The organism is Pigmentiphaga daeguensis, from assembly GCF_039523035.1.
GTDB classification, from domain to species: domain Bacteria; phylum Pseudomonadota; class Gammaproteobacteria; order Burkholderiales; family Burkholderiaceae_B; genus Pigmentiphaga; species Pigmentiphaga daeguensis.
Genome location: NZ_BAAAEN010000014.1, coordinates 134569 through 156980, shown reverse-complemented (window position 1 = coordinate 156980; position 22412 = coordinate 134569). Strand labels below are relative to the sequence as shown.

25 protein-coding genes are annotated in these 22412 nt (G+C 67.5%); 6 read left to right on the top strand and 19 right to left on the bottom strand.

From position 1 onward, the window contains the following. Positions 1-379: 379 nt before the first annotated feature. Together ABD104_RS18085 and ABD104_RS18080 are read right to left on the bottom strand one after the other, a co-directional pair. Positions 380-1066 (bottom strand): RES family NAD+ phosphorylase, encoded by a 687-nt coding sequence (locus tag ABD104_RS18085; RefSeq protein WP_087838899.1) that lies wholly within the window; start codon positions 1064-1066, stop codon positions 380-382. Further along, positions 1063-1467 (bottom strand): MbcA/ParS/Xre antitoxin family protein, encoded by a 405-nt coding sequence (locus ABD104_RS18080; protein ID WP_087838898.1) that lies wholly within the window; start codon positions 1465-1467, stop codon positions 1063-1065. Before ABD104_RS18080 ends, ABD104_RS18085 begins: the two co-directional genes overlap by 4 nt. 184 nt (positions 1468-1651) lie before the next feature. Between ABD104_RS18080 and ABD104_RS18075 the strand changes: the two genes are divergently transcribed. Together ABD104_RS18075 and ABD104_RS18070 are read left to right on the top strand one after the other, a co-directional pair. Continuing rightward, positions 1652-3277: a peptide chain release factor 3 gene (locus tag ABD104_RS18075; RefSeq protein ID WP_087838897.1), complete on the top strand. Its 1626-nt coding sequence runs from the start codon at positions 1652-1654 to the stop codon at positions 3275-3277. Between the two features lie 60 nt (positions 3278-3337). Beyond that, positions 3338-3961 carry a hypothetical protein gene (locus ABD104_RS18070; RefSeq protein ID WP_140416862.1) on the top strand — a complete coding sequence of 208 codons (624 nt, stop codon included), beginning with the start codon at positions 3338-3340 and terminating at the stop codon, positions 3959-3961. Positions 3962-3969: 8 nt separating this feature from the next. Here ABD104_RS18070 and ABD104_RS18065 read toward each other — a convergent pair whose 3' ends face one another. The 6 genes from ABD104_RS18065 to ABD104_RS18040 all read right to left on the bottom strand — a co-directional run bounded on the left by ABD104_RS18065 (position 3970) and on the right by ABD104_RS18040 (position 8093). Beyond that, positions 3970-4173, bottom strand: a complete 204-nt coding sequence (locus tag ABD104_RS18065; protein WP_087838895.1) for a hypothetical protein — start codon at positions 4171-4173, stop codon at positions 3970-3972. A 117-nt stretch (positions 4174-4290) separates the two neighbouring features. Further along, positions 4291-4767 (bottom strand): bacterioferritin, encoded by a 477-nt coding sequence (bfr, locus tag ABD104_RS18060; RefSeq protein ID WP_087838894.1) that lies wholly within the window; start codon positions 4765-4767, stop codon positions 4291-4293. Between the two features lie 395 nt (positions 4768-5162). After that, positions 5163-5468, bottom strand: coding sequence for a (2Fe-2S)-binding protein (locus ABD104_RS18055; RefSeq protein WP_338617061.1), 306 nt, complete (start codon positions 5466-5468; stop codon positions 5163-5165). A 127-nt stretch (positions 5469-5595) separates the two neighbouring features. After that, entirely contained in the window at positions 5596-6570 is a 975-nt protein-coding gene (locus ABD104_RS18050) for a tripartite tricarboxylate transporter substrate binding protein (protein ID WP_087838892.1), read from the bottom strand. 51 nt (positions 6571-6621) lie between these two features. Continuing rightward, the gene (locus tag ABD104_RS18045) at positions 6622-7407 is read right to left on the bottom strand and encodes a cyclase family protein (protein ID WP_087838891.1); all 786 of its coding nucleotides are present in this window, start codon (positions 7405-7407) and stop codon (positions 6622-6624) included. A gap of 20 nt (positions 7408-7427) precedes the next feature. Further along, positions 7428-8093, bottom strand: coding sequence for a TetR/AcrR family transcriptional regulator (locus ABD104_RS18040; RefSeq protein WP_165963138.1), 666 nt, complete (start codon positions 8091-8093; stop codon positions 7428-7430). A 196-nt stretch (positions 8094-8289) separates the two neighbouring features. Here ABD104_RS18040 and ABD104_RS18035 point away from each other — a divergent pair, with 196 nt between their 5' ends. Both ABD104_RS18035 and ABD104_RS18030 read left to right on the top strand, forming a co-directional pair. Next, the gene (locus tag ABD104_RS18035; RefSeq protein ID WP_343927987.1) at positions 8290-9249 is read left to right on the top strand and encodes an amidohydrolase family protein; all 960 of its coding nucleotides are present in this window, start codon (positions 8290-8292) and stop codon (positions 9247-9249) included. 87 nt (positions 9250-9336) lie between these two features. Beyond that, a complete protein-coding gene (locus ABD104_RS18030; RefSeq protein ID WP_087838888.1) occupies positions 9337-10104 on the top strand; it encodes a DNA-binding transcriptional regulator in 768 nt (255 codons plus the stop codon). On the opposite strand, the gene ABD104_RS18025 is transcribed toward ABD104_RS18030, so the two are convergent. The 7 genes from ABD104_RS18025 to ABD104_RS17995 all read right to left on the bottom strand — a co-directional run bounded on the left by ABD104_RS18025 (position 10101) and on the right by ABD104_RS17995 (position 16307). Continuing rightward, positions 10101-10964 (bottom strand): cupin domain-containing protein, encoded by an 864-nt coding sequence (locus tag ABD104_RS18025; RefSeq protein WP_087838887.1) that lies wholly within the window; start codon positions 10962-10964, stop codon positions 10101-10103. The two genes, ABD104_RS18030 and ABD104_RS18025, sit on opposite strands and share 4 nt — an antisense overlap. 31 nt (positions 10965-10995) lie before the next feature. Beyond that, positions 10996-11751 (bottom strand): HpcH/HpaI aldolase family protein, encoded by a 756-nt coding sequence (locus ABD104_RS18020; protein WP_087838886.1) that lies wholly within the window; start codon positions 11749-11751, stop codon positions 10996-10998. Positions 11752-11882: 131 nt separating this feature from the next. After that, positions 11883-12503, bottom strand: a complete 621-nt coding sequence (locus ABD104_RS18015; protein ID WP_087838885.1) for a flavin reductase family protein — start codon at positions 12501-12503, stop codon at positions 11883-11885. Between the two features lie 145 nt (positions 12504-12648). Then, the gene (locus ABD104_RS18010) at positions 12649-13629 is read right to left on the bottom strand and encodes a Bug family tripartite tricarboxylate transporter substrate binding protein (protein WP_087838884.1); all 981 of its coding nucleotides are present in this window, start codon (positions 13627-13629) and stop codon (positions 12649-12651) included. Between the two features lie 39 nt (positions 13630-13668). Then, entirely contained in the window at positions 13669-14298 is a 630-nt protein-coding gene (locus ABD104_RS18005; protein ID WP_242621344.1) for a fumarate hydratase C-terminal domain-containing protein, read from the bottom strand. Between the two features lie 20 nt (positions 14299-14318). Beyond that, positions 14319-15188 (bottom strand): fumarate hydratase, encoded by an 870-nt coding sequence (locus tag ABD104_RS18000; protein WP_338617065.1) that lies wholly within the window; start codon positions 15186-15188, stop codon positions 14319-14321. A 126-nt stretch (positions 15189-15314) separates the two neighbouring features. Then, on the bottom strand, positions 15315-16307 hold the full coding sequence (locus tag ABD104_RS17995; RefSeq protein WP_087838882.1) for a 2-dehydropantoate 2-reductase: 993 nt from the start codon (positions 16305-16307) through the stop codon (positions 15315-15317). Between the two features lie 148 nt (positions 16308-16455). Here ABD104_RS17995 and ABD104_RS17990 point away from each other — a divergent pair, with 148 nt between their 5' ends. Next, on the top strand, positions 16456-17304 hold the full coding sequence (locus ABD104_RS17990; RefSeq protein ID WP_087838881.1) for an NUDIX hydrolase: 849 nt from the start codon (positions 16456-16458) through the stop codon (positions 17302-17304). Here the strand turns inward: ABD104_RS17990 and ABD104_RS17985 are convergent. Continuing rightward, entirely contained in the window at positions 17294-17530 is a 237-nt protein-coding gene (locus ABD104_RS17985) for a DUF3717 domain-containing protein (protein WP_087839102.1), read from the bottom strand. The genes ABD104_RS17990 and ABD104_RS17985 overlap by 11 nt on opposite strands. Before the next feature lie 148 nt (positions 17531-17678). Between ABD104_RS17985 and ABD104_RS17980 the strand changes: the two genes are divergently transcribed. After that, positions 17679-18422: an outer membrane lipoprotein gene (locus ABD104_RS17980; RefSeq protein ID WP_243724503.1), complete on the top strand. Its 744-nt coding sequence runs from the start codon at positions 17679-17681 to the stop codon at positions 18420-18422. Between the two features lie 39 nt (positions 18423-18461). Here ABD104_RS17980 and ABD104_RS17975 read toward each other — a convergent pair whose 3' ends face one another. The 3 genes from ABD104_RS17975 to ABD104_RS17965 form a co-directional block, all read right to left on the bottom strand. Next, positions 18462-19022: an SET domain-containing protein gene (locus tag ABD104_RS17975; RefSeq protein WP_132979704.1), complete on the bottom strand. Its 561-nt coding sequence runs from the start codon at positions 19020-19022 to the stop codon at positions 18462-18464. 13 nt (positions 19023-19035) lie between these two features. Continuing rightward, a complete protein-coding gene (locus ABD104_RS17970; RefSeq protein WP_338617067.1) occupies positions 19036-21687 on the bottom strand; it encodes a DNA topoisomerase III in 2652 nt (883 codons plus the stop codon). Between the two features lie 222 nt (positions 21688-21909). Further along, positions 21910-22368 (bottom strand): Smg family protein, encoded by a 459-nt coding sequence (locus tag ABD104_RS17965; protein WP_087838878.1) that lies wholly within the window; start codon positions 22366-22368, stop codon positions 21910-21912. Positions 22369-22412: the final 44 nt, after the last annotated feature.

Genomic DNA, 22412 nt, shown 5'->3' with positions numbered 1-22412 from the left:
CTCGCCCACGAAACCGATCTTCAACGGGGTCTGCGCCGCGGCCGTGCCGCTCAGCGCCATGCCCAGTACACAACCCCACAAACGTATTTTCATTGTCGTGTTCCTCCGGATAAGGAATGAGGTCTTGCGCGCCAGGGCACGGTGCCCTGGCGCGGATATCCGTACTGCGTTGCGGCCGCACGCCGCGATCTGCTGCGCTTGATACCAATTGTGACGATATCAGCGCCCCGCGTTCGACGTAACCATATTCGAAAATCGAAATTGCGCCAATAATCGATTCCCATCAGTGGACCGGCGGTAGCAGCCAGGAAACCCGCGAGCCACAAGGCCGGGCACGGGGCAGGCAGCCCGGGCGGCCGGTGGAACGAGGCTTGAAAAATCAGACCGACCGCAATGCCGACTTGGAATACCACCCGCTCATGCGGTGGCCGTCCCAGACGAACGCAATGTGCTGGGACTGGCGGCAGCGGGACAGGCCGCGCGGCCGGAACACCGCCGCGCATTGGCCGCCGGGGCGGCGGACGCTGTCGTAGGCTACGCCCCAGCTGCCCGCCAGCCGGAGCTGGCGGGCCAGCGCCTGGCTGGCCGTGTAGTCGTCCGGATCGTAAATGGCGGGCAAGGCCGGCCGCAGGCCGCGCAGGTCGTGCAGCGGCGCGGCCAGGTCGGCCACGTAGTGGCGCATGTCGATCTCGATGGCGACCTCGTGCGTCGCGGCCAGGAAACGGGCGCGGTGGTGCATGGTCTCGGCCACGGCGGTTTCCAGGCTTTCCCCGGCGTAGTACACCCCCCAGGTGCCGTCCGTGAAGCGACTGCCGGCCGGATTCAGATGGGTGAAGGCCGCCATGATGGGGGTGGTGCCCGGACCGGAAATGCGGTCTTCCGGCGGGACCAGGCGCAGGTTCCCGGCTTCGTCGCGCACGCGCGGATTGGTCAGGTTCTCGATAGCGAATACCACGTCCAGGTCGGCCGGATCGGCCACCCGGTCGTACAGGCCGGCGGGCGGAAAGCGGCTGGGGACGAGCCGGTGGCAGGGCGTCCATTGCACCTCGGCAACGGCAGGCGTCATGTCCAGCCCCCCCGCTGGGCATCGAGATAGGTGCGCACCACGTACAGGTCGCTGGTCATGCCGGTGAGCATGCGTTCCAGGGCCGGCCGGCCGCCGAACAGGGGCGCGTCGTTGGGGCGGCGCAGCCAGGCGTCGGCGCGTTCGGGGACGGGCAACAGGACCTGCAGCGCTTTGTAGATGCCGAAGACCAGCGACAGGCGTTCGAGCGTGTCGCGCGGCAGCGGCGCAGGCGCGCGGCCGGTCTTCCAGCGGAACATGGTCGAGCGCGGGACGCCCAGCAGGGTGGCCGACTCTTCGGCATTGAGCTGCCAAGCCTGGGCGATCCGGAAAAAGGTGCGCAGGGCCGCGTCGGTGGCGGCCTGGCTGGTCAGTTCAGGGGTCTTGGAAGCAGGAATGGCCATGATGCTTTCCTGTGTCGTGCATGCAAGCCCAGGTTAATACCATTTGAGACTAAAATCAAGTTGGAGTATTGAATAGGACTAAATGCGCGGTGGGCGGAGCCGAGCCGCCGCGGCACGGCGCTTGCTGCCGTGGCGGCCGGACGGATCAAGCGCCCGATCCCGTCTCCGGTTAAAATTCCGCGCGATGACCATATCCTCCGAAGTCGCCCGGCGACGCACCTTCGCCATCATTTCCCACCCCGACGCGGGCAAGACCACGCTGACCGAAAAGCTGTTGCTGTTCGCCGGCGCGATCCAGATCGCCGGTAGCGTCAAGGCACGCAAGGCCTCGCGGCACGCCTCGTCCGACTGGATGGAGATCGAGAAGCAGCGCGGCATTTCGGTGGCGTCCTCGGTCATGCAGGTCGAATACCGCGATACCGTCATCAACCTGCTCGACACCCCGGGCCACCAGGACTTCTCGGAAGATACCTACCGCGTGCTGACGGCCGTGGATGCGGCGCTGATGGTGATCGACGCGGCCAACGGCGTCGAGCCGCAGACCATCCGGCTGTTGCAGGTGTGCCGGGCACGCAATACGCCCATCATCACCTTCGTCAACAAGATGGACCGCGAGGTGCGCGAGCCGCTGGAGCTGCTGTCCGAGATCGAGTCCCACCTGGGCATGGATGCCGTGCCCTTCGCGTGGCCGGTCGGCATGGGCAAGTCCTTCGGCGGCGTGTTCGACATCCGGCGCGATCGGATGCGGGTCTTCAAGGCCGGCAGCGACAGGCTGAGCGAGCAGCACGACGAAATCATCGACGGGCTGGACAACCCCGAGATCGCGCGCCGCTTCGGCGCGGCGTTCGAGCAGGCGCGCGGCGAGATCGACCTGATCGAAGGCGCCGCGCCGCCGTTCGACCAGGCCGAGTTCCTGGCCGGCAAGCAGACGCCCGTGTTCTTCGGCTCGGCCATCAACAATTTCGGCGTGCAGGAAGTGTTGGACGCGCTGGTCGAGCAGGCGCCCGCGCCCGGTCCGCGCCATGCGCTGCAGCGCGAGGTCCAGCCCGATGAACCGAAATTCACCGGCGTGGTCTTCAAGGTGCAGGCCAACATGGATCCGGCCCATCGCGACCGCGTGGCTTTCGTGCGCGTCTGTTCGGGCCGTTTCGAGCGCGGCATGCGGCTGAAGGTCTGCCGCACCGGCAAGGAAACGCGGCCCAACAACGTGGTCTCGTTCCTGTCGCAGCGGCGCGAGCTGCTGGACGAGGCCTATGCCGGCGACGTCATCGGCATTCCGAACCACGGCGTGCTGCAACTGGGCGACGTGCTGACCGAAGGCGAGGCGCTGCAGTTCACCGGACTGCCGTTCTTCGCGCCCGAATTGTTCCAGGCGGTGGAGGTGGCCGATCCGCTGCGCACCAAGCAGTTGCGCACGGGCCTGACCCAGCTGGGCGAGGAAGGCGCCATCCAGGTGTTCAGGCCGGTGGCCGGAGGCCCGTTGCTGCTGGGGGCCGTCGGCCAGCTGCAGTTCGAGGTCGTGGCGCATCGGCTCAAGACCGAATACGGCGTGGCCGCGCGCATGCTGCCGGCGCGCTATTCGATGGCGCGCTGGATCACGGCCGAGAACCCCAAGGACCTGAAGAAGTTCATGGACGCCAACATGCAGCACATCGCCTACGATGTAGTCGAGGCGCCCGCTTTCCTGATCGGATCGTCGGCGCAGCTGCGGGTGGCGCAGGAGCTCTATCCCAACGTGCAGTTCCATGCCCTGCGCGAGCACGGGGGACAGGTGTTCCAGACCAGGGTGGGCGATTCCGCTTTCGCCTGACGGGCCCGCCCGGGCATGGGGACCGGCGGGGCCGCCGGTCCACAGTGAAGAGGTGTACACATGCGTAACCGCATTTTGATGGGCCTGGCCTTCGTGGCGATGGTCGTGGTGGTGGGAGTGCTGTTCGGGCTCTGGTTGTCCTGGAATGCTCCCGTCGACCGCGCGGCCGAGGCGCCCGTGCCCGTGGCCCAGGGGCGCCCGGGCGAAGCGCCGGTGGCGGCGGTGGACCAGGAAACCTACCTGCCCGAACCCCCGCAACCCAGGGTGGACGGCTCGCGCGGCGTCCCATCGCGCCCGGTGCAGCCGAGCGCGCCCATTCCCCTGGTATCCGCGGCCGATCAACCGCAGCCCGATACCCTGCTTTCGACCATCGCGCCCGACATGCAGACGGTGAACCCGGGCAGCCCCCTGCCCGCCCACCTGGCCGAGCCCCCGGCGGCCGCCCAGTCTCCGCGCATCATCGTCGAGCCGCCTTCGCAGCAGGTCGCCACCGTGGTGGCCGGAGCCGACGCGGCCGGCGGCCAGGAGCCCTGGATCCAGTCGCTGCGAGCCGAACTGGCGCGCTGCGCTTCCCAGGGCGTCGTCGGCCGGGTCATCTGCAACGAGAAAGCCCGGTGGAAATACTGCAACACCGATAATCGCTGGGGCCGCATCGCCGAATGCCCCGCGACGGGCAATAACTGACGCCGCGCTCAGTCCGGCCCGCCGCCTGAACGGGGCGGGCCGCCGCGTTCCGCTTCCTCCAGCTCATCCACGTTCAACTCGTCGCCGCCGCCGGCGGCCGGCTTGTCCTTGTCTTCGCGCGGCAGTTCCGCCGCCGGCATCCTGCGGTTCTCGTCCTTGAGGACGTCGTCGGTATGTTTGGAAAGCGGGTTGCTGCCCTGAACGGTGGCCATGGCGGTCTCCTGTCGAAGTAAGCCAACCGGGCAGCAAGACGCGTTCCGTGAAGCCGGGAACGCGCATAAAGCAAAAAGCCCCGCGTGGCGGGGCTTTGCTTCGGGCGGGGTGGGGAATCAGCCCTGCTCGTCCATCTGCGATTGCAGGTAGTTCTGGATGCCGACCTGGTCCACCAGGCCGATCTGGGTCTCCAGGTGGTCGATGTGTTCTTCGGTGTCGTCCAGGATGTCTTGCAGCAGATCGCGCGACACGTAGTCGCGCACGCTTTCACAGTGGGCGATGGCTTCCTTGAGCACGACCTGCGAGGACAGCTCCAGCTTCAGGTCGCATTCCAGGATTTCCGGGACGTTCTCGCCGATCAGCAGCTTGTGCAGGTCCTGCAGGTTGGGCAGGCCGTCCAGCATGAAGATGCGCTGGATCAGGCGATCGGCATGCTTCATTTCCTCGATGGACTCGTCGTACTCGTGCTTGCCCATCTTGCCCAGGCCCCAGTGCTTGAGCATGCGCGCATGCAGGAAGTACTGGTTGATGGCGGTCAGCTCGTTGGTGAGCTGCTTGTTGAGGTATTGGATGACGGTCTTGTCGCCTTTCATGTTCTTTCCCCTGCAGAATTCATGGATCCGGCAAGGTTAGCATTGTTGACGCCAGGCAAGCAGGCCGTACGTCCGCCCGTAATGGCCTAGGAAAGTGACAATGATAATGATCCCCCCTACGCGCTGCCGCGCGCAAGGAAAGCCCACCCCCTACCCGCTGACGCGGGCCCCCTCAAGGGGGCGATGCGGGTGGACCGGCGGAGCCGGATCCACCGCATCCTGGGTCTAGTACCGCTGTCTTGGCGCGTAGCATTGTTGCTATCGCTGGCTGCCAGCGGTAGCAACAGTGTGACGTGCCAAGAAACAGGTACTAGACCCAGGAAACCGCGGATCTGGCTTTGCCAGTCCGCCGGTTTCGCCCCCTGGGGGGCGCCCGAAGGGCGTAGGGGGGACCCCTACGCCGCCTTGGCGGCGCCGGCGCCAGCGCCGACGACCTGGATGGGGAAGCGGCGCGTCGTGGCGCGGGGCGGGGGGAGTTCGGTGGCTTCGGTGCGGCCGTTGGCGGCCGAGATGGACGCTTCGTAGGCGTGCTCGCAGGCGCTGGCGCCGGCCGGCAGGTACTGGCAGGCGGTGTCGGCGCAGGAGCCGCAGCAGGTCGCCACGCCCAGGTCGAACTGGAGGTCGGCCAGGGTAGTCGCGCCAGCTTCCACGCTGCTGCGGATCTGGCGTTCGGTGATGGCGTTGCAGACACAAACGTACATGGCGGAACTCGTTGCGGCGCGGTTGGGCGCCGCAGTGGACGTCGTAATGAGATTAATTATTGATAATATTCTCAAAACTTGCAAGCCGCCCGCGTGGGTCTTGCGCCACGCGGGTTTCCCGGCCGTCTCATTCCACCCGGATGTCCTGTTTTTTGATGATTTCGCCCCACTTTTTGGTCTCGTTCCGCAGGAATGCGCCGAATTGCTCGGGCGACCCGCTGCCGGGCTGGATGGCCTGGGCGTCGAAGAACGTCCGCATCTCGGGCGTCTGCAAGGCGCGGTAGACCTCGGCGTTCAGGCGCGAGACGGTGGCGGGGGGCGTGCCGGCCGGAGCCAGCAGGCCTATCCACGAGCGGGCCTCGAAATCGGGGTAGAACTGGCTGATGGACGGCACGTCGGGCAGGGCCGGGATGCGTTCCCGGGTGGTGACGGCCAGGGCCCGCATCTTGCCGGCCTTGATATGGGCCAGTACCGAGCTGGCGCTGACGAACATGACCTGCACCCGGCCGCCCAGCACGTCGGTGATGGCGGGTGCGCCGCCCTTGTAGGGCACGTGGTTCATCTCGACACCGGCGGTGGCCTTGAACAGTTCCGCGGTCAGCTGGTTGGAGCTGCCGGCGCCGGTGGAGGCGTAGTTCAGCGCGTCGGGCTTGGCCTTGGCCAGCGCGACCAGCTCAGGCACGGTCCGGGCGGGCACCGAGGGATGGACGACCAGGATGAGCGGCGAGGTGCCGATCAAGGCGACCGGCGCCAGGTCCTTGTCGGAGTCGAAGCTGAGCTTGTATAGCAGCGGGTTGACGGCGTGGGTGTCGAAGGCGGCCAGCAGGGTGTAGCCGTCGGGCGCGGCCTTGGCGACGTGGGCGGCGCCGATCGAGCCGCCGGCTCCGGCCTTGTTCTCCACGATGAAGGTCTGGCCCAGCGCGGCCGACAGGCGCGCGCCCAGGTTGCGGGTGACGTTGTCGACGATGCCGCCCGGCGGGAACGGCACGACGACGTGGACGGGCCGGTCGGGGTACGAGGCAGGCGCCTGCGCGGCGGCGGGTACTGCGCAGGCGGCCAGCGCGAGGGCGGCGCCCAGGCGGGCGCAGGAAAGGAAGGTCATGGGGAGTCTCCGGGATCGTTGTCTTGGACGAGGCGTCGCGCGCCTCGCGGGTCAATCGAGAATGGCGACGGTGCGGCACCAGCCGGCCGATCCGTGCTTGATCTTGATGGGGAAGCAACTGATGGTGAAGCCGTGGGACGGCAACTGGTCCAGGTTGGTCAGCTTCTCCATCTGGAAGTAGCCGATGTCGCGTCCCGCCTTGTGGCCTTCCCAGATGATGGAAGGGTCGCGGTCGCGCTCGTAGCGCTCGACCACGAACTTGAAGGCGGGGTCCCAGCTGTAGGAGTCGGTGCCGACCACCCGTACCCCCTGCTCCAGCAGCCACAGCGTGGCGGCGCGGCCGAAGCCGCAGGCGCTTTCCCAATAGTCCTCCTGGCCGTAGCGCGCACCGGCGCGGGTGTTGGCCACGACGATGTCCAGCGGCTGGAGGGTATGGCCGATGCGCTTCAGCTCGGCCTGGATGTCGGCGGGCGTGACCACGTAGCCCGCTTCCATGTGGCGGAAGTCGAGCTTGACGCCGGGCTTCAGGCACCAGTCCAGCGGGACTTCGTCGATGCCGGGCGCGGGCCGGCCGCCTTCCTGCAGCGCATGGTCGGTCGTGGGGTGGTAGTGCCACGGCGCGTCCATGTGGGTGCCGGCGTGGGTCGACAGCGAAACCCGCTCCACCGCCCAGGCCTTGCCCTCGGGCAGGTCGTCGGGGCCGATGCCGGGAAAGAGCTTGGAGAAGAGTTCCCAGGACTGGTCGTGGTCGACGTAGCTGATCTGGGGGCGGTGGTGCGCCGGCGAAGTGGGCTTGTCTTCGAGGGCGACCGACAGGTCGATGATGCGGCGGGTCATGTCGTGTATCCGGAGGGAAGTCACAGCGGTGTGCCGGCCGGGGCGGCTGCCCGCATGCCGGCGGCGATGAAGGCGACGAGCTGGGCGACGATGCGTTCGGGGTCGTCGGTGTCGCACAGCCCGCCGGAGATGCGATGCAGGCGGTGATAGGTCTCGTCGGCGTCGCTGACGATGTACATCATGGCGCCGATGGCGAAGGCGTAGCGCCAGTAGGCTTCCTCGCGGCCCAGCGACGGCTGGGCGGCCATCAGGGCGTCGACGAAGTCGGCCGCCAGCGCGTCGTACTGCTCGAAGATCGCGGCGTTCGTGCTGGCGCGGGGCACCGCGCGGGCCTGGATCAGCAACCGGATCAGCAGCCGCCATTCGCCGGTGGCGTCGAAGCTCAGCCGCACGGGCGGTGCGATCAGCGCTTCCACGACTTCTTCCATCGTCGGTTCGCGGTGCGCCGGCACCCGGGCCAGGGCCTCGCGCCGCATGCGGTTGATGGGCTCGGACACCACGCGCAGCACTTCCTGCACCAGCGCGTCCTTGGAGCCGAAGTGGTAGTGGATGGCGGCGATGTTCACCTGAGCGGCGGACGTGATCTCGCGCAGCGAGGCGGCCTCGAATCCCCGGGTGGCGAAGACGCGCAGGGCGGCCAGCACGATGCGGGAGCGGGTGGAGGTGTCGTCGTCGAGCAGGTTCACGATGGAGGATCCAGTAGTCCGGCGTAGTATCGGCGATTCAAACAGAAATTTGAATCGCTTTTTTTAAATTTTTGTTTGAATGGGCCCGATTCCTGTTCGGCCACAAGTTTTCGGACACCGAAAAGTTCGAGAATATCGGGTGCGGAGGGGGCAGGCTGGCGATAAAGTCCCGCTGTAAACACGTAGAGTTTTCGATATGACCCAAGACAAGCAAGCCCCGTCGGCCGCCGGCACTCGCCCGCTGCTGTTCGATTCGCACGCCCACTTGGTGGCGGATGACCAGGTGCGCTATCCGCGCAATCCCATGAAGCGCGCCGCCGACGCGCCGCCGCGCGCCCCGGGCGTGATCGGCAAGCCGGGCGGCAAGCACGGCCCCAATCCGATCAACGAAGTGCCCGACGTGGCGCGCATGCTGGTCTGGATGAAGGAAGAAAACGTCGACGGCGCGGTGGCCGTGCAGAAGCGCATGATCTACCGCTACGACAACAGCTACATCCTGGATTCGTCCGACGCCCATCCCGACATCTTCTCGGCGGTGGTCATCCTGGACGCCGAGGATGCCGGCACGCCGGGCCTGGTGCGCAGCTACATCGAGAAGAACGGCCTGGCGGGCGTGCGCCTGTTCGGCGGCCGCCAGCCCGATGGCAGCATGCCGTGGCTGAATTCGCCGCAGGCGCTCAAGACCTGGGACGTGGCCGAGGAGTTCGGCCTGGTGATCGACCTGGAAGTGCTGGCGGTGGGCGGCGGCGGTCCGTCGGTGCCGACCATCATCGAACTGGCGCGCCGCTATCCGAACGTGAGCATCGTGCTGGACCACCTGCTGGAGCCCGAGGCCACCGAGGAACACTTCGGCCTGGACGAGCGCTTCGAGAAGCTGGCGCACGAGCACAACATCTTCTTCAAGTTCACCTCGATCAACCTGGACGAGTACCGCGAGGCCGACGTGCCGGCCGAGCAGGTGCTGCGCCGCGCGGTCGACCTGTTCGGCGCCGACCGCATCATGTGGGGCTCGGACATCGGCACCTCGTCGGGCACCTACAAGGAAATGGTCCAGCGCATGATCGACGCCTCGGTCCTGCTGACCGAAGAGGAAAAGCGCGCGGTCTGGCATGACACCGGCAAGCGCGTGTTCGTGAAGGGCGGCGCCCGCCGCTGATTTTCACCAGGACGGCCGTACGGAGGTTGGAACGCATCCGGCAATGCGATAATCGCCGGCCGGCGTCCTTTCCGTACGGAGGTCCGCGTGCCTTCCTTTCCGCCCGTCCAAGCCGTTGTCCGTGCCATCGAGCTGCTGCAGGCCCTGAACCGCCAGCCGGTATCGACCCTGGACGTACTGTACAAGCAGACGGGCATCCCCAAGCCATCGCTGATACGTCTTCTTGAGTCGCTCGCGTCCAAGGGACTGGTGCGCCATGCGCCGCAGTACGGGGCGTACTACCTGACGTCGCTGGTCAATACGCTGTCGTCGGGCTATCACAGCGAGCCGCGCATCGTCGAAGCGGCCCGGCCGCGCCTGGACGCGCTGACCGAGGCCATCAAGTGGCCGCTGGCCATCGCCGTGTTCGATACCGATGCCATGGTGGTGCGCTACAGCACCATTCCCCATTCGCCGCTGTCGCTGCTGCATTCGACCATCAACATGCGCCTGAGCCTGGTCAGCCGCGCCATCGGCCGGGCCTACCTGGCCTTCTGCGAAGAGGATGAGCGCGAGACCATACTCGCGCTGCTGCGCCAATCGAAGAACCCCGAGGACGAGCCGGCGCAGGACCGGGAGGCGGTCAGGCGGATGATAGAGATCACGCGCGCGCAGGGCTACGCGCTGCGCGATCCCGCCGTGCGCCCGGTATCCGGCACCCTGGCCGTGCCGGTGTTCGACGGCAAGCATGTGGTGGCCTCGTTCGGCATGACGTGGTTCGCCTCCACGCTCACCAACGAACAGGTCGTCGAGCGCTATCTGGAACAGTTGCAGGAGGTCTCCCGCGGCATCTCGGAGGACCTCGCCAGGCTCTAGGCCGCGGCGGCCGTGGCGGGCGCGGGCATGGGGTACTCGTCCGCGTTGCAGACCAGTCCCGGCTTGCTGGAGAAGTCCATGCGCGGCGGGCCGAAGATGTCGATCAGCCAGCAATCGCCCTGGCTGACGTTGCGGCTGGTATGCAGCACCTTCGCGGGAATGACCGTGACGGACGGGCTGCCGATCTCGACGTGCTCGTCCTCTTTCCACATGTCCATGTCCGGCGTCCACGGCCAGCGCAGGTGGTGCGCGTAAGTGCCCTGGATCGCCAGCGAGGCCTGTTCGAAGTCGGCGTGGGTGTGCGGGCTGAGCTTGTGCACGTCGCGCGGCACCAGGCGCTTGGCCAGGAAATTGACCATCAGGTTGGTGCTGCGGAAGATGCGCATGTTGCTGTCGGGCCGCACGTGCTCGGCCAGCACGTAGTGGCGCAGCTTGAAGCCGGCGGGGGGATCGGGCCATGGCACCAGCGGCGCGACTTCGGGCGCGCCGTCGGCGTAGATCTCCTGGTTGACCGAAGCCTGCGCCAGGTCCGAGGCGCGGTTGGAGAACACGCGCACGATGGTGCCCGCGGCGGTGGCCTCGACGCGGCTCGCACCCGGCGGAACGATGGTCACGGTCTCGGGAGCGGCGTCGACCTGCTCGGAACCCGCCTGGATGCGCGCGCCGCCGGTGTGCACGAAGACGAAGTATTCGTCGGGGTTGGCCTCGCGCGCCAGCACGGCTCCCGCCTCGACCTGCGAGACGGCGACGACGAAGTTGGCGCCCCGGGTCAGCCAGGTGCGCGCGCCGGCCTGCTGTTGCTGCGGAGCGGTGTCGTAGTGCGCGGCATAGGTCGCGGGCCGCGGTTGTTGGACAGTCATGGACTTCACCTTTGCTTGAGAGGGAGCCGCGTCAGCCGTGCGACCGGTCGCCTGCCACGGCAACCGATTGCGCGCCTTGGCGCAGCAGGGATTGGTCGGATCCGATCACGAACCAGGTCACGCCTTGCGCGGCGAACTCGTCGCGCTCGGCGGCGTTGGCCACGAACATCGCGGCGATCTTGCCGGCGGCCAGCGCCGCGCGGACGATGCGGGCGGTGGCTTCCAGCACCGCCGGGCTGCGCGAGCCTTCCTGGCCCATGGACAGGGCCAGGTCCGCGCGTCCCACGAACAGTCCGCCCACGCCGGGAACGGCGGCGATGCTTTCCACGTTGGCCAGGCCCTCGACGCTTTCGATCTGGCACATCACCAGCGTCTGGTCGCCCGCTTCCTGGGCCTGCTTATAGGTCATGGTCCCGTAGCCGGCCGCCCGGGGCGAGCTGGAAAAGCCCCGCACGCCGTCCTTGTAGCGGGCGCGCGAGACGATCAGTTCCGCCTGCTCGGCGCTGTCGACGTGCGGCACCACGATGCCCGCCGCGCCCAGGTCCAGCGTCGACAGGATGGTCGCGGCCTCGTAGTCGGCCACCCGCACGAAAAGCGGCAGGCGCGCGGCCCGTCCGGCCATCATCATCAAGTCCAGCGCCGCCCGGTCGAACGGCGCATGCTCGGCATCCAGCACCCCGAAATCCAGCGCCGTCGTCCCCAGTATCTCCACCACGTGCGGCGACACCGTCTTGATGAACGTCCCGGCCTGCACCGACCGGCTGAAATCCCCAGATGAACCCGTCATCAGTATGTCCTTGTCACAAAATTAAGAACCCCCAACTTCGCCAGCCCGTTGGTCTCCAGGGCACAGCGGATCCGGCTCCGCCGGTCCGCCAGTGCCGCCCCCTGGGGGGCGCGCGAAGCGCGTAGGGGGGATCAGATCGGCGGCGCCTGCAGCATCGGCCGATGGAAGATCTCGCCCAGCCCCGCGTAGTACGGTCCGCCCAGCCGGGCGATGGGCCGCATCGCCACGGCATCGATGTGCCGGCCGTTGAATATGGCCTCGGACAGATGGAAGGCCACCACTTCGCCGATGTAGAGCGTGTTCAGGCCCCGTCCCAGCGGCAGCACGTGCTCGAGCCGGCATTCCATCTGGATCGGCGTGGCGGGAATGCGCGGCGGCCGCACCACCGTGCTGGGCGCCAGCTCGATGCCCAGGGCCTCGGGCTCGCCGATCTCGGGCGGGTAGTCCGCGCCCGACGCATGCATCAGCTCCAGCGTCGCTTCCGTGGCCACGTTGACCACGAACTCGCGCGTCTCGACGATGTTGCGTGCCGTGTCCTTCAACTCGCCCTTGCGCGAGCCGATGTTCACCGCCAGCATCGGCGGGCTGTGCGCCACGTAGTTGTACGAACTGAACGGCGCGGCATTGACCCGTCCCGATTCATCCTGCGTGGTGATCCACGCCACCGGCCGGGGCGCCACGCAGCCCACGATCAGCCGATAGGCCTCCTCGGTGCTCATGCCCTCGGTCTTCAACGTAACGAAACCGCTCATTCAACACTCCATGGGGCGGAAACCACCCCGAAAACCCGTGCCCCAATCCAAGAAGAACTCACAAGACCCAGGGCACAGCGGATCCGGCTTTGCCGGTCCGCCAGTGCCGCCCCCCTGTGGGGGGCGCGCGAAGCGCGTAGGGGGGCTAATCCAGCTTGATATTGGCGTCCTCGATGATCCGCTTCCACTTCGCGCTTTCGACCTTCATCAGCGAATCCAGCTGCTCGGGCGAACCGCCGCCCACGACCGCGCCGAACTGCTCGAGCTTGGCCCGGCCCTCGGGCGAGTTCAGCACGAGGTTGATCTCGCGGTTGAGTTTGTCGACGATGGGACGCGGCATGCCGGCGGGGCCCGCGACGGCGAACCAGACCGAGGCCTCGACGTCGAAGCCCTGCTCGACCGCGGTGGGCACGTCGGGCGTGCCGGGGAAACGCTTCTTGGAGGTCACCGCCAGGCCGTTCATCTTGCCGCTCTGGATCTGCGGGATGAAGGCCGTGATGGGCGCGACGATGGCCTGGATGGAGCCGCCCAGCAGGTCCGTCATGGCCGGCGTGTCGCCCTTGTATGGCACGCCCAGGAAGTCGGTCCGGGTATTGTGCCGCAGCAGTTCATAGGCCAGGTGCCCGATGGTGCCGTTGCCCGGATTGCCGATGGAATACTTGCCCGGCGCGGCCTTGGCCAGCGCGATGAATTCCTTCAGGTTCTTGGCCGGGGTCTTGTCGGTGGACACGACCACCAGCGGGATCTCGCCCACCAGCACGATGGGAGTCAGGTCCTTGGCCGGGTCGTACGGCATGGACTTGTACAGGTACTTGTTGTTGGCCAGCGGCCCGGAGGTCGTCAGCGTGAGCGTGTAGCCGTCGGGCGAGGCCTTGGCGACCTGGTCGGTGCCGATGTTGCCGGCCGCGCCCGGACGGTTGTCCACGACGAACTGCTGGCCGAGCTTCTGGCCCAGCCGCTCGGCGATCAGGCGCGCGACCACGTCGGTGCTGCCGCCGGCCGGGAACGGCACGATCAGCCGCACCGGCCGGGTAGGCCATGACGCGGCGTCGTCCTTGGCGTGGGCGGCGGTGGCGCCCAGGGCCAGGATGGCGGTGGCGCAGGCGAGAAGTCGATGATTCTTCATGGGGTCTCCGATCTGTCGTAATGAAGAAGATTGCCGCACTCAGTGCGTGGAATCCGCGCGGTGCCGGTCGAGTTCTTCGAGAATGCCAGGCAGCCGCTGCTGCACGTTCTCGCGCAGCTGTCGGTAGAGGCTGTTGCCGTGGGCGTCGATGCCCACCGTGGCGGGGCCCAGGTCCTTGACGCGCAAGGTCACCAGGCGGAATTGCGAGATGTAGTCTTCCCAGTGCACGGACACCACTTCCTGGATCGCGCGGGCCAGCAGCGTGCAGCCGCCGCCCAGGAAGGACAGGTAGATGCAGCCCGTCTCGCGCATGGCCTGCACGCTTTCCTCGCCCAGTCCGCCCTTGCCGCCCACGATGCGCAGGCCGTAGGCCCGGATCAGCGGCGGCATGAGCGCGTCGTAGCGCGTGCTGGTGGTGGGGTTCATGTACAGGGCCTCGTAGCCCGAGGGCGTGTCGCTCTCGCGGTTGTACGAGCTCAGGTGCAGGAAGGCGCCGCCGTGCACGTCCACCGGCAGCGGCTTGCCCTCGCGGGCGTAGTCGATCATGCGCTGGTGCGTAGGCAGGCCGATGGTGACGACGATGTCGCCGGTCAGGTAGACCAGGTCGCCGGCCTGGATACGGGCGATGTCGTCCGCGCTTGCCGGCAAGGTCAGGCGATGGGTATTCACGATGCTCGTCTCCGTTGCCGCTATTCCAGGCGTTCGACCGTGCCGTCCTGGTAGATGCGGGCACAGGTGCGCCGGTTGATCCAGCAGTTGAAGGCCACGGCCACGGGCATGAAGCCGTGGCTGGCCGAATAGTCGATGTGCACCGCCATGGCGGTGGTGTCGCCGCCCGTGCCCATGGGCCCGAAGCCGGTGTCGTTGATGGCCTTGAGCAGGCGCTGTTCCATGGCCGCCAGGACGGGCTCGGGATTGGTCTGGGCGAAGGGGCGCAGGACGCACTCCTTGGCCATCTTGGCCGCGTAGTCGAAGGTGCCGCCTATGCCCACGCCCACGACGATGGGCGGACAGGGCTGCGAGCCGGCCTTGAGCACGGTATCGAGCACGTATTTCTCGATGGTCTCCAGCGACGGGTAGACGAAGGTCTCGATGGCTTCCCAGCGGCCCGTGCCCATGGCCTTGGGCGCGCAGACGATCTCCATGTAGTCCGCGCCGTCGACCATGTCGAAGGTGACCAGGGGCATGTTCTTGCCCTCGTAGCTGCGTTGCAGGGTCAGCGGATTGGTCACCATCTTCAGGATGGGCGGGTCCGCGCGCGCGACCAGGTCGGCGAAGCCGTCGACGATGGCCTGGCGCACGTTGCCTTCGAAACTCACGCCCGTGCCCACGCGGATCATGTAGGTGGGCACGCCCACGTCCGAACAGACCAGGTGGCTTTCGGACTCGGCGGCCTCGGCGCTTTCGAGCATGATGCGCAGCGTCTGCCTGCCGAGCTGGACCGTCTCGCGCTGCTGCGCCTGGGCCAGCACCCGCTTGGTGTCGTCCGGGACTTTCTTCAGCGACCACTCGTACAAGGACGAGGTGACCGACCTGATGGTTTCGCTGGAAATGGACATCGCATGCCGCCGTGCGCCGGCTCTCCGTGCTTACTCTATCTAGGGTGGCAGGATGCGGCGCGGGCGGCTGGGGTTCAAGCGATGTTTTGGTATTTTTCGCCTATAGAAAAGTTGGGCAAGGGCCGGCTACGCCGGATACAGCCCCAGGGCCGCGGCGCGCATGCGCGCCAGCGCGTAGACGGTATCCAGGGTCGGCGTGGAGAATCGGGCCGCCGCGGCGGTCTCGACCAGCGCGCCCAGGATGCTGTCGATCTCCACCGGCCGGCCCGCCTCCACGTCCTGCAGCATCGACGTTTTGATGTGGCCCAGCCCTCGGGTGAAGGCGATGCGGTCGCGCGACTCGACCTGGGCCGGCAGCCCGAGCCGGGTGCCCAGCGCCAGCGCCTCGTCCATCATGGCCACGAACATGGCGTGCAGGCGGGGATCGTCGATCATGTCGTCGGTATAGGCGCCCGTCAGCAGGCTGGCGGGGTTGAAGCAGGCATTGCCCAGCAGCTTGGTCCAGATGTCGGCGCGCACGTTCTCGCTGGCGGGGGCATCGAAGCCCGCCCGCGTGAACAGCCCGGCCACGGCGCGGGCGCGTTCGCTCGACCCGCCCTTCGGCTCGCCCAGCACGATGCGGTTGCCCGAGGCGTGCAGGGTCAGGCCGGGCTCGGGGGTCGAGGCCGACGCGAAGACCACGGCGCCCAGCACCTGGTCCGCCGGCAGGCTGGCCTCGATGCCGCCGTCCGGATCGACGCTGCGCAGGCGCGTGCCGCCCAGGGGCAGGCCGGCGTCCAGGAAGAACCACCAGGGGATGCCGTTCAAGGCCGGGATCACGACCGTGTCGGCGCCGACCAGCGGACGGATGGCCCGTGCGATCTCCGGCAGGGCCGGTGCCTTGACGGTGATGACGACGACGTCCTGCGGGCCCAGCGCCCGGGCGTCGTCGCTGGCCCGGACCGGCGAGGCGACGAGCTTGCCCGCCGAGTCGAGCCGTTGGCCGTGCCGGCGCAGCGCTTCCAGCGTGCGGCCGCGGGCCAGCAGCGAAACGTCGTTGCCGGCCTGGGCCAGGCGTCCGGCGACGAGGCCGCCTATCGCTCCGGCGCCGACGATGCAGATACGGGGGTGATCGGTCATGGTCTTCCTCTTCCTTGGGGGCGGTGCGAGCGCCGGCATCTTACCCGAGGCAACCGGGTTCACCTTCGCTTACGTCGGGGTGCCGGGCGTCCCATCCGGACTTCCGGCACAATGGGGGCTTGCTGTGTTGCATATTCACGATATCTGGATGAACGTATTCGACTCCATATCGGCTCGTGCTCAGGTCGATCCCCCGCCGGACTCCCTGCGACTGCGCATTGCCGGCCATGATTGCGGCTGGGTGGCGCACGACGTGCCGCGCTGGCTGGCCGCCTTTCCGGGCGAAATACTGCTGGAACCCGGCGTGGTGCACCTGCTGCCCGAGCTGGCGGGCACGCCGGCCTCGGCCGGGCGCGCCCAGGCCGTCAGCGAGCTGCTGGCGCGTGTCGCCACGGCGCTTTCCGAAGCCGGCCGGCTCAACGGCTGGCGCAACGAACTGCTGGACGTGGTGGCCGAGGACGGCACCGTCCTGGGCGTGATCGAGCGGGCATCCGTGCGGCCCCTGGGCATCGCCACCCATGCCGTCCACCTGAACGCCTGGACCGACAGCGGGCAGTTGTGGATCGCCCAGCGGTCGTTCACCAAGACCACCGATCCCGGCATGTGGGATACCCTCGTGGGAGGGCTGGTCAGCGCCGCGGAAACCCCCGAATCGGCCCTGCTCAGGGAAAGCTGGGAAGAGGCCGGCCTGTTGCCCCATCACCTGAAGGACGGCCGGCGCAGCGGCCAGTTCACCGTGCGCCGGGTTCTGCCCGAGGGCTACCAGGTCGAGCACGTGACCGTGGTCGATACCGTCCTGGGGCCCGAGGTCGTGCCCGAGAACCAGGACGGCGAAGTGGTCGCCTTGCGTACGGTATCGCCGGAAGAGGTGCTGGAACTGGTGGCCGACGGTGCGTTCACGCTGGAGGCCGCGCTGTCCATGAAGGTCAGCCTGGGCGCGTTCGCGCCCGTATCCCTGGTCGCTTCCCCGGCCGAAGCCGCCCGCGTCAGCCTTTGACCCGGGCCACGGCCTGGCGCGCCTGCCGCCAGGCCGCGAGGGCCGCCCGCGCTGGTTCGGGCATGGCCGCCTCGTCCAGCGCGGGAAGGTGATGCATGATCATGGCGGCATAGGGGCCCGCCAGCGCCGCGGCCTCGGCGCACAGCACGCACGCTTCGCTCGTCGAAGGCTTGCGCGTGCGCCAGAAATTGATTGCGTCCTCGAGTTCGGTCAGGGTGATTTCCATGCGGACCATTCTGGCAGACTTTGCCAGCCGGGGGCGGAAACATTCGGTCAATTCCGATACAGAAAGCGCGAGATCCCGCCACGCCCCGAAACAACATGGAAGGCCGCTTGGAGGTAACTTACGTGAACCTTACGAGCGGAGTGACGCCATGTTTTCCGGTACTTCTTCCGGTTCCCGAATCCCCATCGACGCCGCCTTCGCGCGCGCGCATCGCAGCATGCGGGGAGCCGTCGCGCTGCATCCGCTGGTGGCCGCCGCAGCCATCAGCATCATCGTCCTGGCCGCCGTCGGCGTGGGCGTCCTGACCGGACTGCTGCCCTCGCCGCTGGCCAAGTCGGCCCCCACGCAAGAGCTGACCGAAGCGTCCGCCCCGGCCGGTGGCCGGGATTTCGGCAAGGCCTCGGCCCATGCGCCGGCTCCGGCGAAGCAGGCCGCGGCCGAGCGTGCCGCGCCGACGCGCGCCGCCAGCCGCCCTGCCCCGGTCTATCGCGAACCGGCGCGGCCGGTGGCGGCCACCTGCGGCAACTGCGGAACGGTCGAGAGCGTGCGCGCCGTGCAGGTCCAGGGCCAGGGAACGGGCCTGGGCGCGGTCGGCGGCGGTGTCGTGGGCGGCGTGGTCGGCAACCAGTTCGGTGGCGGCAGCGGCCGTACCGCGCTGACGGTGCTGGGTGCCCTGGGCGGCGCCTACGCGGGCAACGAGGTCGAGAAGCGTGTGCGCAGCTCGACGCAGTACGAGATGACCGTCAGGATGGACGACGGCAGCGTGCGCACTTTCCATAGCGCCTCGGCCTATCCGTGGCGCAGCGGCGATCCGGTGCGCGTCGTGAACGGCTCGGTAGTGTCCCGCAACGGCGGCGACTCCCAGGCGATGCGGGTCGGCGACTACAACTGACCGGCCGGACCGGGCGGCGCCGCCGCCCGGTTCCCGCCCTCAGGCTTTCTTCTTGCGCCGCTTCAACGCCAGCATCGTGCCCCGGCACGAGTCGGCGCCGCACAAGCACTGATAGTTCTTCTTCAACGTCGGCGTGATGCGCTCGTCGATGACCAGGCCGTAGTCATAATTGAGCTCTTCGCCGCGTTCGATGGGATGCTGCGAGACGATGAAGACGCGGCCATCGTCCGTTTCCTCCGCTTCGCAGTTGGGCTCGCAGGCGTGGTTGATCCAGCGCGCATCGTTGCCCTGGCTGCCGCCGTCGATCACCTTGCCGCTTTCCAGCGCGAAGAAGAAGGTGTGGTACGGATCCTCGGGATTGACCGGGTGGCGGCGGTCGGCTTCGGCCGCGCTGATGCGTTCGCCCGCGTACTCGATGACACGGGTGCCGGCGGGGATCTTGCGGGCCGCGAACACACCGGTTCCATGCACCCGCGAGCGGCGCACGACATACCAGGGCTTGCCGCCGGGGCCGGGATCGACGTCCACGCGATCCTCGGCGGGCTGCTCGGCAACAGGAGACTTGCGCGCCCGTGAGGGCGTTTTCTTCTTGACGGTCATTGGGCTCTACGGCTCAGCTGGAGGTCTTCGCGGCCGCCTTCCTGGCGGTTTTCTTCGCGGGGGCTTTCTTGGCGGCGGCCTTGCGCGGCGCGGCCTTCTTGGCCGCCGCCTTCTTGGCGGGGGCCTTCTTCGCCGGCGCCGCGACGGCTTCGTCCTGGCCGGCGGCTTTCTTTGCCGCCGTCTTCCGGGCCGCCGGCGCATCCTCGCCCGCCTTGCCGCCCTTGGCGGGGCGCGGCTCGAACTCGAAGCCTATCTTGCCATCGGGCTGCCGGACCAGAAAGGCCTTGAACTTGCGATTGGTGCGGCTGGAGACGAAGTTCTGCAGCAGGTCGGTGCGTCCTTCGGTCAGCAGCTTGGCCATCTGCTCGGCCGTGATTTCCTGCTGGAGGATGACCTTGCCCGAGCGGAAGTCGCACGAACGTTGCGGCCCGACCGACTTCTCGCACACGAAGCTCATGCCGTGTTCGAACACGTTCGAGCCGCATTTCGGGCACGGGCCCACCGGCGTCTGGCCGGAGAAGTCCACGGCTTCGGAGGATTCCTCGTCGGCCTGGCCGAAGTCGAACTCCAGCTTGTAGTCGTCGGTGATGCGCAGGATGGCCGAGAAGGGTCGGCCCATCTTGCTGATGAAGCCGTTCAGGGGGCCGATCTCGCGCTTGGCCAGCAATTCCTCGACTTCCTGCAGTTCGAAGGTGCGCCCGCCCGGGTGCTTGCTGATCGAGAAATCGCAGGCGGTGCAGGCGTAGCGCCGGTAGTTCTCCTTGACCACGGCGCCGCATTTCGGACACGGCGTGGTCAGGGTGGCATAGTCGCCAGGCACGGTGTCGCGGTCGTATTCCTTCGCGCGCTTGACGATGACCTGGGTCATCTGCGCGATCTCGCGCATGAAGGCCTCGCGCGCCAACTGGCCGCGTTCGATCTGCGACAGCTTGTGCTCCCACTCGCCGGTCAGCTCGGGCGAGGTCAGCTCGTCCACGTCCAGGCCCGACAGCAGCGTCATCAACTGGCGCGCCTTGGCGGTGGGCACCAGCTCGCGGCCTTCGCGGCGCAGGTAGAGTTCGTTGATCAGCCCTTCGATGATGCCCGCGCGCGTGGCCGGCGTACCCAGGCCGCGCGCGGACATGGCCTCGCGCAGCTCTTCGTCGTCGACCAGCTTGCCCGCGCCTTCCATGGCCGACAGCAGCGTCGCTTCCGTGTAGCGGGCGGGCGGCTTGGTCACCAGGCCCACGGCCTCGACTTCCTCGGTACGCACCTGCTCGCCAGGGGCGACCGGCACCAGGTTGGCGTCCTCGCCCTGCGCGTCGCGGCCGTAGACGGCCATCCAGCCCGGATTGACCAGGACCTTGCCCTCGGTCTTGAAATGGTGGCCCGCGACCTCGGTGATCCGGGTCGTCACCAGGAATTCGGCCGCCGGGAAGAACACCGCCAGGAAGCGCTTGACCACCAGGTCGTACAGCTTGGCCTCGGCCTCGCTCAACTCGCGCGGTGCCTGCAGCGTCGGGATGATGGCGAAGTGGTCCGACACCTTCTTGTTGTCGAACACGCGGCGATTGGGCTTGACCCAGCCGCTGTCCAGGATCTTCGAGGCGAACGGCGCATAGCCGGGCCGGCTGGCGGCCAGCGTCTGCATGGTCTGGCGCACCGTGCCCAGGTAGTCCTCGGGCAGGTAGCGCGAGTCGGTACGCGGGTAGGTCAGCGCCTTGTGGCGTTCGTACAGGGTCTGGGCCAGCGCCAGCGTGGTCTTGGCCGAGAAGCCGAAGCGCGAGTTGGCCTCGCGTTGCAGCGTGGTCAGGTCGTACAGCAGTCCGGACAACTGGGTGGACGGCTTGGATTCTTCCGTGACCGAACCCGTGCGCTCGCGGCAGGCCGCCACGACCGACTCGGCGGCGGCCTTGCTCCACAGGCGCGATTCGCGCTTCTCGGGGTCCTGCGGATCCTTGACGTGCTTGGGGTCGAACCAGCGGCCCTCGTACAGGCCGGCGGCGGCGACGAACTGCGCGCGCACTTCCCAGTAGTCGCGCGGCACGAACTGGCGGATGCGCTCCTCGCGCTCGGACACGATGGCCAGCGTGGGCGTCTGCACCCGGCCCACCGTGGTCTTGAAGAAGCCGCCGTCCTTGCTGTTGAAGGCCGTCATCGCCCGCGTGCCGTTGATGCCCACCAGCCAGTCGGCCTCGGCGCGCGAGCGCGCCGCGGCTTCCAGTGGCTGCAGCGCGGCGTCCGAGCGCAGGTCGGCGAAGGCGTCGCGGATGGCCTGCTGCGTCATCGATTGCAGCCACAGCCGCTTGATGGGCTTGTTGGTCTTTGCGTACTGGGCGATGTAGCGGAAGATCAACTCGCCTTCGCGTCCCGCGTCGCAGGCGTTGATCAGGGCGTCCACGTCCTTGCGCTTGATCAGCCGCACCAGCAGGCGCAGGCGCTCTTCCGAGCGCTTGTCGGCCGGCCCCAGCTCGAACTCGGGAGGAATCACCGGCAGATGGGTGAAGCTCCACTTGCCCTTGACCGGATCGTTGGGCGCCACGAGGGTGAGCAGGTGCCCGACGCTGGACGAAAGCACGTAGTCGTCGCTTTCGAAATAATCGCCTTCGCGCTTGAACCCGCCCAGCGCGCGGGAAATGTCCAGCGCGACCGAAGGTTTCTCGGCGATGATCAGAGTTTTGCCCATTGACTTCCAGTTGACGGAGCCGACGCGAACAAATAGTGCGTCAAAGCGCCGGATGATACGGGGGGATTTTTAAGCAGCGCAAGTCGGGCCTATGCCCACCAAGCCAAAAAACGCCGGCTCCGCCTTTCGAAGCGCCCCGGATTAAGACTTGTTTCCATCGAAAACAACCCCCGGCCCCCTTGGGGGCTCACCATACTGGGCACGCGTCAGCGCGTAGGGGGGCTAATGCAGCTGCCGGGCGCTGCCGTCTTCCAGCAGTTCTTCCAGGATCAGGTTGTCGATCTCGGTTTCCTGGCTCCACAGCACCATCAGGACGATGATCTTCAGCTTGTCCAGGGGCACGGGGGCCTCGCCCAGCGCGAAGGCGCGGTCGATCACGATCTCGCGCAGGGGGGACGACAGCACGCCCGCCGACTCCAGGAAGGCGATGAAGCCGATCGCTTCCGATCCGAGCTGGCGATACTCGGCCTCGGCGTAGATACGACAGCCGCTACTGGGAACAAGGGCGAGATCGACACAACGATGAGTGGATTCGGCAAGCCCGGACAGCCAGGTCAGGGCGTCGTCGATTTCATCGTCTTCGAAGCCGGCGGCGGCAAGCTTGCGCGCCAGCGTTTCCGGGTCCGGGCACGCTTCCGGCGTGTAGTAGTTCTCGAAGAGGTAGACGAGAATTTCGAACATAAGTCAGCGTGTAAGGCTGGATCCACTGTACGCTGAATTGCATC

What these genes read in the sequence shown, in the direction of transcription:
- ABD104_RS18085 (WP_087838899.1), bottom strand. Translation starts at nt 1,066, where the DNA reads ATGACGCCTGCCGTTGCCGAGGTGCAATGGACGCCCTGCCACCGGCTC.
- ABD104_RS18080 (WP_087838898.1), bottom strand. Translation starts at nt 1,467, where the DNA reads ATGGCCATTCCTGCTTCCAAGACCCCTGAACTGACCAGCCAGGCCGCC.
- ABD104_RS18075 (WP_087838897.1), top strand. Translation starts at nt 1,652, where the DNA reads ATGACCATATCCTCCGAAGTCGCCCGGCGACGCACCTTCGCCATCATT.
- ABD104_RS18070 (WP_140416862.1), top strand. Translation starts at nt 3,338, where the DNA reads ATGCGTAACCGCATTTTGATGGGCCTGGCCTTCGTGGCGATGGTCGTG.
- ABD104_RS18065 (WP_087838895.1), bottom strand. Translation starts at nt 4,173, where the DNA reads ATGGCCACCGTTCAGGGCAGCAACCCGCTTTCCAAACATACCGACGAC.
- bfr (WP_087838894.1), bottom strand. Translation starts at nt 4,767, where the DNA reads ATGAAAGGCGACAAGACCGTCATCCAATACCTCAACAAGCAGCTCACC.
- ABD104_RS18055 (WP_338617061.1), bottom strand. Translation starts at nt 5,468, where the DNA reads ATGTACGTTTGTGTCTGCAACGCCATCACCGAACGCCAGATCCGCAGC.
- ABD104_RS18050 (WP_087838892.1), bottom strand. Translation starts at nt 6,570, where the DNA reads ATGACCTTCCTTTCCTGCGCCCGCCTGGGCGCCGCCCTCGCGCTGGCC.
- ABD104_RS18045 (WP_087838891.1), bottom strand. Translation starts at nt 7,407, where the DNA reads ATGACCCGCCGCATCATCGACCTGTCGGTCGCCCTCGAAGACAAGCCC.
- ABD104_RS18035 (WP_343927987.1), top strand. Translation starts at nt 8,290, where the DNA reads ATGACCCAAGACAAGCAAGCCCCGTCGGCCGCCGGCACTCGCCCGCTG.
- ABD104_RS18025 (WP_087838887.1), bottom strand. Translation starts at nt 10,964, where the DNA reads ATGACTGTCCAACAACCGCGGCCCGCGACCTATGCCGCGCACTACGAC.
- ABD104_RS18020 (WP_087838886.1), bottom strand. Translation starts at nt 11,751, where the DNA reads ATGACGGGTTCATCTGGGGATTTCAGCCGGTCGGTGCAGGCCGGGACG.
- ABD104_RS18015 (WP_087838885.1), bottom strand. Translation starts at nt 12,503, where the DNA reads ATGAGCGGTTTCGTTACGTTGAAGACCGAGGGCATGAGCACCGAGGAG.
- ABD104_RS18010 (WP_087838884.1), bottom strand. Translation starts at nt 13,629, where the DNA reads ATGAAGAATCATCGACTTCTCGCCTGCGCCACCGCCATCCTGGCCCTG.
- ABD104_RS18000 (WP_338617065.1), bottom strand. Translation starts at nt 15,188, where the DNA reads ATGTCCATTTCCAGCGAAACCATCAGGTCGGTCACCTCGTCCTTGTAC.
- ABD104_RS17995 (WP_087838882.1), bottom strand. Translation starts at nt 16,307, where the DNA reads ATGACCGATCACCCCCGTATCTGCATCGTCGGCGCCGGAGCGATAGGC.
- ABD104_RS17990 (WP_087838881.1), top strand. Translation starts at nt 16,456, where the DNA reads ATGAACGTATTCGACTCCATATCGGCTCGTGCTCAGGTCGATCCCCCG.
- ABD104_RS17985 (WP_087839102.1), bottom strand. Translation starts at nt 17,530, where the DNA reads ATGGAAATCACCCTGACCGAACTCGAGGACGCAATCAATTTCTGGCGC.
- ABD104_RS17980 (WP_243724503.1), top strand. Translation starts at nt 17,679, where the DNA reads ATGTTTTCCGGTACTTCTTCCGGTTCCCGAATCCCCATCGACGCCGCC.
- ABD104_RS17975 (WP_132979704.1), bottom strand. Translation starts at nt 19,022, where the DNA reads ATGACCGTCAAGAAGAAAACGCCCTCACGGGCGCGCAAGTCTCCTGTT.
- ABD104_RS17970 (WP_338617067.1), bottom strand. Translation starts at nt 21,687, where the DNA reads ATGGGCAAAACTCTGATCATCGCCGAGAAACCTTCGGTCGCGCTGGAC.
- ABD104_RS17965 (WP_087838878.1), bottom strand. Translation starts at nt 22,368, where the DNA reads ATGTTCGAAATTCTCGTCTACCTCTTCGAGAACTACTACACGCCGGAA.